We start from the raw sequence: 12,556 nt of genomic DNA on the forward strand, positions 1-12,556 counted from the left end.
GTCGGTTTTCCGATGAGCGCGGTCACCAGGCGGAACCGGCCGGCTCGTACGTCCCCCACACCTCCCGCAGCGCCCCGCACACCTCCCCCACCGTGGCCCGGGCCCGCAGCGCCTCCTTCATCGGATACAGCACGTTCTCCGTCCCCGCGGCCGCCTCCCGCACCGCCGCGAGCGCGGCCGCCACCGCCGCCCCGTCCCGCTCCGCCCGCAGCCGCGCCAGCGCCGCGCACTGCCGCGCCTCGATCGCGGGATCCACCCGCAGCGGCTCGTAACGCTCCTCCCGCTCCAGCGCGAAACGGTTGACCCCGACCACCACCCGCTCCCCGCTCTCGGTCTCCTGCGCGATGCGGTAGGCGTTCCGCTCGATCTCGTCCTTCTGGAACCCGGCCTCGATCGCGGCCACCGCTCCGCCCCGGGCCTCGACCTGCCGCATCAGGTCGAGCGCGGCCGCCTCCAGGTCGTCCGTCATCCGCTCCACCGCGTACGAGCCGGCGAAGGGGTCCGCGGTGTGCGGCACGTCCGTCTCGTACGCGAGGACCTGCTGCGTGCGCAGCGCCAGGCGGGCGGACTTCTCCGTCGGCAGCGCGATCGCCTCGTCGAAGGAGTTGGTGTGCAGCGACTGCGTCCCGCCCAGTACGGCGGCCAGTGCCTGCACGGCCACCCGTACGAGGTTCAGCTCGGGCTGCTGTGCCGTCAGCTGGACGCCCGCGGTCTGGGTGTGGAAGCGCAGCATCAGCGACTTCGGGTCCCGCGCTCCGAACTCCTCCCGCATGACGCGGGCCCAGATCCGCCGGGCGGCGCGGAACTTCGCGACCTCCTCCAGCAGGGTGGTGCGTGCGACGAAGAAGAAGGAGAGCCGGGGCGCGAACTCGTCGACCGCCATCCCGGCCGCCAGTGCCGTACGGACGTACGCGATGCCGTCGGCGAGGGTGAAGGCCACCTCCTGCGCGGGTGAGGCCCCCGCTTCGGCCATGTGGTAGCCGGAGATGGAGATGGTGTTCCACTTCGGGATCTCGGCCCGGCAGTAGCGGAAGGTGTCGGCCGTGAGCCGGAGCGAGGGTTCGGGCGGGAAGATGTACGTCCCCCGGGCGATGTACTCCTTCAGCACGTCGTTCTGGACGGTGCCGGTCAGCTGCGCGCCCTCGATCCCCTGCTCCTCGGCGACCAGCTGGTAGAGGAGCAGGAGCAGCGCGGCGGGCGCGTTGATGGTCATCGAGGTGGAGACCCGGTCGAGGGGGATCCCGCCGAACAGGGTCCGCATGTCGTCGATCGAGTCGATGGCGACGCCGACCTTGCCGACCTCGCCGTGCGCGAGGGGGGCGTCGGAGTCGTGGCCCATCTGCGTCGGCAGGTCGAAGGCGACGGACAGCCCGGTCCCGCCGCCCTCGATGAGCTGCCGGTAGCGCGCGTTGGACTCGGTGGCGGTGCCGAAGCCGGCGTACTGGCGCATGGTCCACGGCCGGCCGGTGTACATGGTCGGATAAATCCCCCTGGTGTAGGGGAAATCGCCCGGATCGCCCAGTTCGACCGCCGGGTCCCACTCCGTCAGGTCGCGGGGCCCGTAGACCGGTTCGATCGGGATGCCGCTCTCGGTGCGTGCCATGTGACGAAACCCTCCATAGAGCGACCGGGCCCGGGACTGATACAACGTCCCCGCTCAATCGCTTCGTAAGGCTGCGGACGACCCCTGGTCACAATGGCGCAACATCCCGGGCCCCAGTGCAACTCTCCACGCATGCGAGGCATCACCTAAATACACGACGTAGAAATCGGGGGACTGCAATGCAGCGCCAGAGAGTCATAATCCGCACGATCGGGGTGGCAACCGCCGTCGCGCTCGCCGCGACCGCCTGTGGACCGCAGAAGTCGGAGTCCGCGGGCTCCGCTTCCTCGGCCCCCTCCTCGCCCACGGCGGGCGCCACCCCCGAAGCCTCTCCGTCCACCGATGGCAAGCCGGGCGACGCCTCGCCCTCGGCCTCGCCCTCGGCGTCGGCGTCCCCGTCCGCCAAGCCTTCGCCGACGGTGAAGCAGATCATGGCCAACGGCGACGACACCGACCAGGTGCGCGAGCTCCAGGCCCGCCTGAAGCAGCTCAAGCTGATGTCGGTCGCGCCGACCGGTTTCTACGGCACGAAGACCACCGCGGCGGTCAAGTCCTTCCAGTCGAAGAACGGCCTGAACCCCACCGGTTCGGTCGACGAGGCCACCTGGAAGAAGATCCAGAGCTCCACGAAGAAGCCCACCGCCGACGAGCTGCGCCCGCCGACGGTCAACGAGGCGGACGCGCCCGACCCGCGCTGCATGGAGGGCCGGGTCATGTGCATCAGCAAGGAGAGCCGCACCCTCGCCTGGATGATCGACGGCAAGGTCGTCTCGACGATGGACGTGCGCTTCGGCTCGGAGAACACCCCGACCCGTGAGGGCGTGTTCAACGTGGGCTGGAAGGCCAAGGAGTGGACGTCGACGATCTACCACACGCCGATGCCGTACGCGATGTTCTTCAGCGGCGGCCAGGCGGTGCACTACTCGGCCGACTTCGCGGCCCGCGGCTACGCCGGCGCCTCGCACGGCTGTGTGAACGTCCGGGACAAGGGGAAGCTGTCGGCCCTCTTCGACCAGGTGCAGGTCGGCGACAAGGTCGTCGTCTACTGGTGAGCCGGGCGGCGGCCGGAGGCCGGCCGATGGTCGGAAGTATGGGGCGCGGGCAGGGCCGGGGGAACGTGCCCCGCCCGCGCCGTTTGCGCAGAGCCCAGGGGTACGGGGGGAACCCCGGCTCATGCGCGGCCGATGACCAGTCGGCTCGTTATGTACTGCGTCGCCGATTCGAAAAGTGTTACAGGCAGCTCGGCGCAGGTGGCCGGAGGCCGGTGGAGGCCGGTCAGAGCTGGTCGGGCGGGGTCACCGAAGCCCCCGGGAGCGCCGGCGTCAGGGTCGGGGCCTTGACCACCCCGTCGCCCGTACCCACCGAGCTACCCGGAGCGTCCAGGTGCCTGCCGCCGTCGACGACCCCGTCCAGCAGCGCCCCGCAGTAGTACGGGATGCGGTCGAGGCCCCGGGCCAGGCGTGAGAGCCGCTCGCGCCGGTCGGCGTTGAGGTGACCGGCACGGTAGTCCTTGCAGAGGTCCACGGCCCGGCGCTGGTTCTCCCGGTCCTGGTCGCGGTCGGTGCCGCCGCCCGCGCTGCCGGAGACGTCCGGGGTCCCGTCCGTCTTGGACCTGCCGTCCTTGCCGTCCTTGCCCGAGCCGCCGGTGACCGACGTACCGGACGAGGGTCCGCCGGCTGACGCCGTACTGTCCACGGGCGTGCCCGGCGGCTGGGTCGTGCCCGCGGAGGCCGACGGACCCGCGCCGTCCCGCATCGGGGTGGGCCGCAGTTGCGGGCTGAGCGTCGAGGCTCCGCCGTCATCGCCCGGGGTGGGCACGCCGTCGGCGCTCACCGACATCGCGGGTCCCGGACCGGCGCTGTCGTGCCGCGACCCGTCCAGCAGCCCGGCGCCCGCCGCGGCGGCCAGTCCGCCGACCGCGACACTCGCCAGGGCCGCCGCCAGGCCGAACCGCACCGCCCGGGCGCGCCGGGGCGCGGGTACGCGCAGGGTGGTGGCGCGGCCGAGGTCGACCAGGGGTTCACCGAAGGACGCCGCGGGCCCGGGGCGCTCGGGCACGGCCGCGCAGGCACCGCGCGCCGCGCGGAAGGCGGCCACGGCCGCGGCCTCGCCGGGCAGTTCCCCGGTCGCGTGCGGCGGTCCGGCCAGGGCGTCGAGGGCAGCGCGCAGCCGGGCTGCCTCGCGCCGGGTCCGCGGGTCGGCGGCCGGTCCCACAGGTTCCGCCGGTTCACCGCGCAGCAGTTTGTCCGCCGCGGCTCTGTCCAGCCACCTGTCGCGCTCGTCGGCCATCACATGTCCTTCTGCGTCCGCCAACGTGAATGCGTCACACCGGTTTGTTCTACGAGGCCCCCGCCGTGGCCGCGCTGTGCGGGTACGGCGTCGAGATCCCTCCCGCCCCCGCCGCCCCGTGCCTGGCCACCGGCATTATGGCCGACGCGTCGGCCCGGGTCGGAGTCCGGTACCGCATCCGGCCCGATGCCGCCCTCCGCGTCCTGCGCTCCGAGCAGCTCCGCGAGCTTCTTCAGACCCCGGTGGGCGGCGGTGCGCACGGCGCCGGGCCGCTTGCCGAGGGTCTCGGCCGCGCTCTTCGCGTCCAAGCCGACCACGACCCGCAGGACGACGGCCTCCGCCTGGTCCTGCGGCAGCTGCGCGATGAGCGCCATGGTCGTGCCGGTGGACAGGGACTCCATGGCCGCGCCCGCGGTGTCGCTGTCGGCGGCCCAGCCGGCGAGCTCGGTGTCGTCGCCGCCGATGGCGGGGCGGCGGCCGCGCATGCGGATGTGGTCGAGGGCCCGGTTGCGGGCGATGCGGGCTGCCCAGCCCCGGAAGCGGTCGGCGTCGCCGGTGAAGGAGTCGAGGTCGCGGGCGATCTGCAGCCAGGCCTCGGAGGTCACGTCTTCCGCGTCGCCGTCACCGACGAGCGTGCGTACGTATCCGAGCAGGCGTGGGTGCACGGCGCGGTACACAGCACGGAACGCGTTTTCGTCGCCGCCCTGTGCCGCGAGCACCGCGGCGGTCAGCTCCGCGTCGTCCCCCAGCAAAGTCCCCAACCCGTTCACTGTCCTGTACGTCTGGCGCAAATCAGCACGTTACGGCTTTCCCGCACCTTCGTCCACGAGTTGTACAACGAGCAACCAATCCTGCGCGGAGCGGGGTGTGACACAAAACGCACTCAGGACGCTGACAGGGATACGGGCTTGTCGCACGAGCCCGTGACGGATGGCGGCCGGGGCCTCTCCTGTGGGGGGTGGCGGCCTCGGCCGCCCTCCCCTTTCCGCTCCCGGGCGCTCGCCCGTTCAGGTCCACGGTACCCACGTCATCCTTTCGGCTCACTTCCGGGTGAAATCCCCGAATGGGTACGACACACCCTGCCCTGCGTCTATAGCGTGGCGGTACACCCGCGTCACGCCCCGAGGAGCCCCCCGCTGTCCAGCCACCTTCCGGCACAGGCCCATGGGGTTACCTCCTCGGGAGCCCCTCCCTGCGGGCCCCTCCCAGACGGAGCGTGGGGGAGGAGTCCGGGGGAGAAGTCTGCGGGAAGCGCCGTTCCTTCGCACGGTTCCGGGCTGGCGCGGTTCAACGCCCTGTCCCCCGAAGCCGTCCGGGCGGCCCTGACGCAGTGCTGCGGAAGCCACCGCTGGGCACACCGGGTCGCCATGCACCGCCCTTACCCCGATCTCGACGCTTTGATCGCCGCCGCGGACGAAGCTTCGTACGACCTCTCGCAGGCGGACCTGACGGAGGCGCTGGCCGCCGAGTGCTCGGAGGAGCTGGACCACGGCGCCTCGTACGCGGCGCTGCTCGCCCTCGACGCGGCCCACGCCGAGTACGAACGGAAGTTCGGCCACGCCTTCGTGATCTGCCTCGACGGGCACCCGCCGGACGAGCAGGCGGCCCATCTGCTGGCCGCGATCCGCCGGCGGATGGGTCACGAGGAGGACGAGGAACGCGCGATCTCCGCCGATGAGCTGCGCCGCGTCGCGCAGGCCCGACTGTGCGACCTGACACATTGGCTGACGTCGACGGATGGTCTGTCCGGGGTGGAAATGGGGCTATTCGCCCCTGTCGGATAGTCCGTCCGAGCCTGTTTGATCACACCGATGGACCCCGCGCGAAGGAACCGACAAAGCGTCGCTACGATGTCCGGGGCCGGAGGACCGTACCCGGCCGGGCCCGACCGACAAAGAAGCCGGCTGGCCCCCGCCCCGCTTCCGGAGGGTTTTCCGTGCCGGCTGGAACGTTGTACCGCGGCCGGGAAGGAATGTGGTCCTGGGTGGCTCATCGAGTCACCGGCGTCCTCATCTTCTTCTTCCTGTTCGTGCACGTCCTCGACACCGCACTCGTCCGCGTCTCCCCCGAGGCGTACGACGATGTGGTGGCTACCTACAAGACTCCGATCGTCGCGCTGCTGGAGTACGGCCTCGTCGCCGCAATCCTGTTCCACGCGCTCAACGGTCTGCGTGTCATCGCCGTGGACTTCTGGTCCAAGGGTCCGCGCCACCAGAAGAAGATGCTCTGGTGGGTCGTGATCATCTGGGCCGTGCTGATGGCCTTCGCCCTGTACCCCGTACTCGGCCACGCCTACTTTGAACTGTTCGGGAAGTGACACGTATGTCTTCTGACACTTCTTCCGCAAAGGTCCTCGGCGACGTGGAGGGCACGCCCCTCTACGACACCGAGAACCCGGCGCCGTACATCGAGGCCCCGCGCAAGCGCACCGGCAAGACCCCGCGCTCGACCCGCGGCAACTTCGAGATGGTCGCGTGGCTCTTCATGCGCCTCTCGGGCATCGTGCTCGTCGTCCTGGTCATCGGCCACCTGCTGATCCAGCTGGTGCTCGACGGCGGCGTCTCCAAGATCGGCTTCGCCTTCGTGGCCGGCCGCTGGGCGTCCCCGTTCTGGCAGGTCTGGGACCTGCTGATGCTGTGGCTGGCCATGCTGCACGGCGCCAACGGTCTGCGTACCGTCATCAACGACTACGCGGAGCGCGCCAACACGCGGCTGTGGCTGAAGGGCCTGCTCTACACCGCCACGGTGTTCACCATCCTTCTGGGCACGCTGGTGATCTTCACCTTCGACCCGAACATCCGCTAGGCACGGGCTGAGGCGAATCGACTCATGAAGATCCACAAGTACGACACCGTCATCGTCGGCGCCGGCGGCGCGGGCATGCGCGCCGCCATCGAGGCGACGAAGCGCAGCCGCACCGCCGTGCTGACGAAGCTCTACCCCACCCGCTCCCACACGGGCGCCGCGCAGGGCGGCATGGCCGCCGCGCTGGCCAACGTGGAAGAGGACAACTGGGAGTGGCACACCTTCGACACGGTCAAGGGCGGTGACTACCTGGTCGACCAGGACGCCGCCGAGATCCTGGCGAAGGAGGCCATCGACGCCGTCCTCGACCTGGAGAAGATGGGCCTGCCGTTCAACCGCACCCCGGACGGCACCATCGACCAGCGCCGCTTCGGCGGCCACTCGCGCAACCACGGCGAGGCCCCGGTCCGCCGGTCCTGCTACGCCGCGGACCGCACGGGCCACATGATCCTCCAGACGCTGTACCAGAACTGCGTCAAGGAGGGCGTGGAGTTCTTCAACGAGTTCTACGTCCTCGACCAGCTCCTGGTCGAGGAGGACGGCGTCAAGAAGTCGGCCGGTGTGGTCGCGTACGAGCTCGCCACCGGCGAGATCCACGTGTTCCAGGCCAAGGCCGTCATCTACGCCTCCGGCGGCACCGGCAAGTTCTTCAAGGTGACCTCCAACGCGCACACCCTCACGGGTGACGGCCAGGCGGCCTGCTACCGCCGCGGCCTGCCGCTGGAGGACATGGAGTTCTTCCAGTTCCACCCGACGGGCATCTGGCGCATGGGCATCCTGCTGACGGAGGGCGCCCGCGGTGAGGGCGGCATCCTCCGCAACAAGGACGGCGAGCGCTTCATGGAGAAGTACGCGCCGGTCATGAAGGACCTCGCGTCCCGTGACGTCGTCTCGCGCTCCATCTACACCGAGATCCGTGAGGGCCGCGGCTGCGGTCCGGCCGGTGACCACGTGTACCTGGACCTGACGCACCTGCCGCCGGAGCAGCTCGACGCGAAGCTCCCGGACATCACCGAGTTCGCGCGCACCTACCTGGGCATCGAGCCGTACACGGACCCGATCCCGATCCAGCCCACCGCGCACTACGCCATGGGCGGCATCCCGACCAACGTCGAGGGTGAGGTCCTCATGGACAACACCACCGTCGTCCCGGGCCTGTACGCCGCCGGCGAGGTCGCGTGCGTGTCGGTCCACGGCGCGAACCGCCTGGGCACCAACTCGCTGCTGGACATCAACGTCTTCGGCAAGCGCTCGGGCATCGCCGCGGCCGAGTACGCCCACGGACACGACTACGTCGAGCTGCCGGAGAACCCGGCGCAGGACGTCGCCGAGCTCGTCGAGCGGCTGCGCAACTCCACGGGCAAGGAGCGGGTCGCCGACCTGCGCCTGGAGCTCCAGGAGACGATGGACGCGTGCGTGATGGTGTTCCGTACGGAGCAGACCATCAAGACCGCGGTCGAGAAGATCGCGGAGCTGCGCGAGCGCTACAAGAACGTGTCCGTCCAGGACAAGGGCAAGCGCTTCAACACGGACCTGCTGGAGGCCATCGAGCTGGGCAACCTGCTCGACCTGGCCGAGGTCATGGCCGTGTCCGCGCTGGCGCGCAAGGAGTCCCGCGGTGGTCACTACCGCGAGGACTACCCGAACCGCGACGACGTCAACTTCATGCGCCACACCATGGCGTACCGCGAGGTCGGCGACGACGGCAAGGACTCCGTCCGGCTGGACTACAAGCCCGTCGTCGTCACCCGCTACCAGCCGATGGAGCGTAAGTACTGATGGGCACCCCGACCCTGAGCAAGACGGACAAGATGGAGGCCGCGGCCGCGGCTTCTCCCTTCATCACGGTCACGTTCCGGATCCGCCGCTACAACCCCGAGATCTCGGACGAGGCGCAGTGGCAGGACTTCCAGATCGAGATCGACCCGAAGGAGCGCGTGCTCGACGGTCTCCACAAGATCAAGTGGGACCTCGACGGCACGCTGACCTTCCGCCGGTCGTGCGCGCACGGCATCTGCGGCTCCGACGCGATGCGGATCAACGGCAAGAACAGGCTCGCCTGCAAGACGCTGATCAAGGACATCAACCCGGAGAAGCCGATCACCGTCGAGGCCATCAAGGGCCTCACGGTGATGAAGGACCTCGTGGTCGACATGGAGCCCTTCTTCCAGGCGTACCGCGACGTCATGCCGTTCCTGGTCACCACGGGCAACGAGCCGACGCGTGAGCGCCTGCAGTCCGCCGAGGACCGCGAGCGCTTCGACGACACCACCAAGTGCATCCTGTGCGCCGCGTGCACGTCCTCGTGCCCGGTGTTCTGGAACGACGGCCAGTACTTCGGCCCGGCGGCGATCGTCAACGCGCACCGCTTCATCTTCGACTCGCGTGACGAGGCCGGCGAGCAGCGGCTGGAGATCCTGAACGACAAGGACGGCGTGTGGCGCTGCCGCACGACCTTCAACTGCACCGACGCGTGCCCGCGTGGCATCGAGGTCACGAAGGCGATCCAGGAAGTGAAGCGGGCCCTCATCACCCGCCGCTTCTGATCCCGTCTCCTTGACGCGGTGAGGCCCGTACCCCTTCTCGGGGTGCGGGCCTCACGCGCACTCGGGGGCGCGTCAGGGTCGGGTGGGGGTCGCCCCCCCATGGTCCGCGGATCTTCCTCGCGGCAGGCTTGCGGCCATGACGAACACCTCGCCGCGCGCGAACTCCGCCACCCGCAAGGCCCGTTGGACCACCCTGATCGCCGCCGGCGCGGCCGTCGCATCGCTCACGGCGGCGGCCCTGCCGGCCACGGCGGCCGAGCGGAACCCGGCCCCCGCGACGGGCACCGTTCGCGGGGGCCGGCCCGCCGACGGCATCGACACCGCCGCCCTGGCCGCGCTGATGACCCCGGGCAAGATCGCGAACGGGACCATGGCCCGGGTGGGCGGGCACGGCGGCGTGCGGTGGACCGGGGCCACCGGGCGGCTCTCGCAGGACCCGGAGGCGAACTTCCGCATCGGCAGCATCACCAAGCTGTTCACCTCCACCGTGGTGCTCCAGCTGATCGGCGAGGGCCGCTTCACCATGGACACCCCGGTCCAGGAGGTCCTCCCGGGAACCCTCCCCGCCCACTGGCAGCCGATCACCGTGGGCCAGCTGCTGAGCCACACCAGCGGGCTGCAGATGCCCTGTGTCGAGTTCGGCAAGGACGAGCACCCGACCCCGGAGCAGGTGATCGCCCACTGGACCGCGCCGGGCTGCGCCGCACCCCAGTACCCGGTCCTCACCCAGCAGTACAACGGCGCCAACTACTTCCTCCTCGGCATGGTGATCGAGAAGGCAACCGGCCGGTCCTACGCGGACGAGGTCCAGCACCGGATCGCCCGGCCACTGGGCCTGCGCCACACCTACTCCCCGAAGCCCGGCGACGGCTCGCTCCCCGGCCCGGCGCTGGCCGACCCCGGCGAGATCGACCCGTGGGCCTGGGCCGAGGGGGGCATGGTCTCCAACGCCCCGGACCTGGAACGGTTCATGGCCGCCCTCATGCGCGGCCGGCTGCTGAAGCCCGCCCAGCAGCGGGAGTTGTTCACCATGCCGGCGCTCTCGGAGGGCAACGAGGACCGCTTCAGCATGAGCGGCATGATGCGCAGCGAGGCCGACGGCACGGTCGTCTGGGGCAAGACCGGCTCCATGGGCCGGTCCACCAGCGGCGTGTTCGCCACCGAACGCGGCACCCGCACCGTCGTCTACTCCCTCGTTCCGGCCACCAACGACCGTACGGAGATGCGTGTTCACCTCGGCCGCCTCATCGGGGCGGCGCTCTGACGGGGGTACAGCACGGGGGGTCGCTGTGGAAGGATCGGCCACATGAGTGAGCAGCAGCCGAATCCTTACGCGAGCGGCCCCGGCCAGGGCGGCCAGCCCGGCATGCCCGGCGCTCCGGGCCAGGGTGACTACAAGTGGGGCCCGGGTGAGGCCAGTTACGGCTATCCGCAGCCCTACCCGGCGACCCCGCCCTACCAGCCGACCATGGGCGCGGGCATCCCGGCCCCCGTCCCCTCCCCCATGAGCGGCGCCGGCGTGTCCATCGGCGACATCACGGTCGCCGGGGACCAGATCATCACGCCGTCGGGCAACATGCCCCTCAAGGGCGCGGTCTGGAACGCGACGGACTTCTCGCGCACCGAGGAGAAGATCCCGACCCACGCGATCATCCTCGCCGTCATCTTCTTCCTGTTCTGCCTGCTGGGCCTGCTGTTCCTCCTGATGAAGGAGAAGAAGACCACGGGCTACATCCAGGTCTCGGTGACCAGCGGCGGCCGCCACCACTCGACGATGATCCCGGCCCAGGACCAGAACACGTACCCGTGGGTGATGTCGCAACTCAACTTCGCCCGGTCGCTGAGCCTCTGAGGGGGCGGGGCTGGGCTTCGGGGGCGGGACCTCAACGGAGCCGCATCAGGGACGCGGGGCGGTGGCTTCGGTGGGGCGGGAGCCGCTTACTCCGGATCAGAGTAGGGCTGGGGGTTTCCCGTCCGTCCCATCGTCTTCCGGGTCGGGCCGGTCCCTCAAGGGCGCTCCTTCGTCGCGTCGCTTCGCGATGGCCTTCGGCCACCCTTGACCGACCGGCCCGACCCGGAACATTCGAGGACAGACGGGAAGCCCCCAAAAGAACGGTCACCAGTGTTCGAGTGGGGAGCGAGGGTCATCAGGGATGCGGGTGCCCGGTTCCCCGCAGGGCCGGCCGAGCCACCTCACCGCCCTCGGTCAGCGGTGGGGGCGCGGGCACCAGCCCCACCTACACCAGACAGCGACCAGCAGCCGATCGGGAGCGGGGGCGCGGCAAATCGCTACGTGCTCCTCACGTCTCGGCGTCCGGCGCCCGTCTGGGGCTGGGAACAGGCCGCCACCAATCGCTACACGGCTGAGGTGACCCGGCGGCGACCACCCCGTCATGTGGCTGGTCATAAGCCGCCCGACCCCTCACCTGAGCACTCCCGTCAGGCGTCTGCGGGTAGTTGGGGGCACAGGAAGACGTCTACCGGCACCCCAGGAGGGTAGAAGAGGCTGCTGGCGGGCGCCGGGCGGGCATGCTGGAGGGTGCCGGGCGGGCGCGCTGGCGGGGGGCGCCTTGCGGGCACGCTGGCGGGGCGCCTTGCGGGCACGCTGGCGGGGCGCCTTGCGGGTAGTGCGGGGCAAAAAGGACGGCTGGCGGAGTGTGGTGCCGGATTTCTCGGTCTCCCACTCCGGGAAATGATCCACTCACTCTCAACTCGCACCCAAATGGGGGCAAAGTGCCCGCAGTTGCGTCCCTGGGACGTCCGCAGTGATCGTGGGCGGCTTATGTCCAGCCCCAGACGGCCGCCGGACGCCTGGCCGGGAGAAGCGCGTAGCGATCTGACGCGTCTGCCCGCTGCCGCGTGCCGGGAGACATCTGCAGTGATCGTGGGCGGCTTATGTCCAGCCCCAGGCGGGCGCCGGACGCTTGGCCGTGAGAAGCGCGTAGCGATCTGACGCGTCTGCCCGCTGCCGCGTGCCGGGGGGCGTCTGCAGTGATCGTGGGCGGCTTATGTCCAGCCCCGGACGGGCGTCGGACGCTTGGCCGGGAGAAGCGCGTAGCGATCTGACGCGTGCCCGCCTGGCTGATCCCGAGGGCTCTCTGGTCGCTGCCCGGTGCGGGCTGGGGCCGCCCCGACCCGGAATCTCTTCCATGCGGGGCCGTGTGGGTGTCTGCCCGTGCCCGCGCCCCCACCGCTGACCGGGGGCGGTGAGGTGGCTCGGCCGGCCCTGCGGGGAACCGGGCACCCGCATCCCTGATGACCCTCGCTCCCCTCTCGAACACTGGTGACCGTTCTTTTGGGGGCTTCCCGTCTG

General features: G+C 70.4%; 11 protein-coding genes. 8 read left to right on the plus strand and 3 right to left on the minus strand.

Annotation, left to right across the window (positions count from 1 at the left end):
• Positions 1-22: 22 nt before the first annotated feature.
• On the minus strand, positions 23-1,603 hold the full coding sequence (locus AB0D48_RS29030; protein ID WP_362403244.1) for a methylmalonyl-CoA mutase family protein: 1,581 nt from the start codon (positions 1,601-1,603) through the stop codon (positions 23-25).
• A gap of 215 nt (positions 1,604-1,818) precedes the next feature.
• Between AB0D48_RS29030 and AB0D48_RS29035 the strand changes: the two genes are divergently transcribed.
• Entirely contained in the window at positions 1,819-2,655 is an 837-nt protein-coding gene (locus AB0D48_RS29035; RefSeq protein ID WP_362403247.1) for a L,D-transpeptidase family protein, read from the plus strand.
• 223 nt (positions 2,656-2,878) lie between these two features.
• On the opposite strand, the gene AB0D48_RS29040 is transcribed toward AB0D48_RS29035, so the two are convergent.
• Positions 2,879-3,892, minus strand: a complete 1,014-nt coding sequence (locus tag AB0D48_RS29040) for a hypothetical protein (protein WP_362403250.1) — start codon at positions 3,890-3,892, stop codon at positions 2,879-2,881.
• Positions 3,892-4,644, minus strand: a complete 753-nt coding sequence (locus AB0D48_RS29045; protein WP_362403299.1) for an RNA polymerase sigma factor — start codon at positions 4,642-4,644, stop codon at positions 3,892-3,894. Before AB0D48_RS29045 ends, AB0D48_RS29040 begins: the two co-directional genes overlap by 1 nt.
• A gap of 345 nt (positions 4,645-4,989) precedes the next feature.
• Between AB0D48_RS29045 and AB0D48_RS29050 the strand changes: the two genes are divergently transcribed.
• The 7 genes from AB0D48_RS29050 to AB0D48_RS29080 all read left to right on the plus strand — a co-directional run bounded on the left by AB0D48_RS29050 (position 4,990) and on the right by AB0D48_RS29080 (position 11,095).
• A complete protein-coding gene (locus tag AB0D48_RS29050; protein WP_362403253.1) occupies positions 4,990-5,676 on the plus strand; it encodes a 2-oxo-4-hydroxy-4-carboxy-5-ureidoimidazoline decarboxylase in 687 nt (228 codons plus the stop codon).
• A gap of 152 nt (positions 5,677-5,828) precedes the next feature.
• Positions 5,829-6,209 carry a succinate dehydrogenase, cytochrome b556 subunit gene (sdhC, locus tag AB0D48_RS29055; RefSeq protein WP_362403256.1) on the plus strand — a complete coding sequence of 127 codons (381 nt, stop codon included), beginning with the start codon at positions 5,829-5,831 and terminating at the stop codon, positions 6,207-6,209.
• A gap of 5 nt (positions 6,210-6,214) precedes the next feature.
• Positions 6,215-6,697, plus strand: a complete 483-nt coding sequence (locus AB0D48_RS29060) for a succinate dehydrogenase hydrophobic membrane anchor subunit (RefSeq protein WP_362403260.1) — start codon at positions 6,215-6,217, stop codon at positions 6,695-6,697.
• 24 nt (positions 6,698-6,721) lie between these two features.
• A complete protein-coding gene (gene sdhA, locus AB0D48_RS29065; protein WP_362403263.1) occupies positions 6,722-8,476 on the plus strand; it encodes a succinate dehydrogenase flavoprotein subunit in 1,755 nt (584 codons plus the stop codon).
• Positions 8,476-9,243, plus strand: a complete 768-nt coding sequence (locus AB0D48_RS29070) for a succinate dehydrogenase iron-sulfur subunit (protein WP_362403266.1) — start codon at positions 8,476-8,478, stop codon at positions 9,241-9,243. Before sdhA ends, AB0D48_RS29070 begins: the two co-directional genes overlap by 1 nt.
• A gap of 136 nt (positions 9,244-9,379) precedes the next feature.
• Entirely contained in the window at positions 9,380-10,507 is a 1,128-nt protein-coding gene (locus AB0D48_RS29075; protein WP_362403269.1) for a serine hydrolase domain-containing protein, read from the plus strand.
• A gap of 42 nt (positions 10,508-10,549) precedes the next feature.
• A complete protein-coding gene (locus AB0D48_RS29080) occupies positions 10,550-11,095 on the plus strand; it encodes a hypothetical protein (protein WP_362403272.1) in 546 nt (181 codons plus the stop codon).
• Positions 11,096-12,556: the final 1,461 nt, after the last annotated feature.

It is taken from the genome of Streptomyces sp. NPDC048269 (assembly GCF_040652395.1).
In the GTDB taxonomy this organism is placed as follows: domain Bacteria; phylum Actinomycetota; class Actinomycetes; order Streptomycetales; family Streptomycetaceae; genus Streptomyces.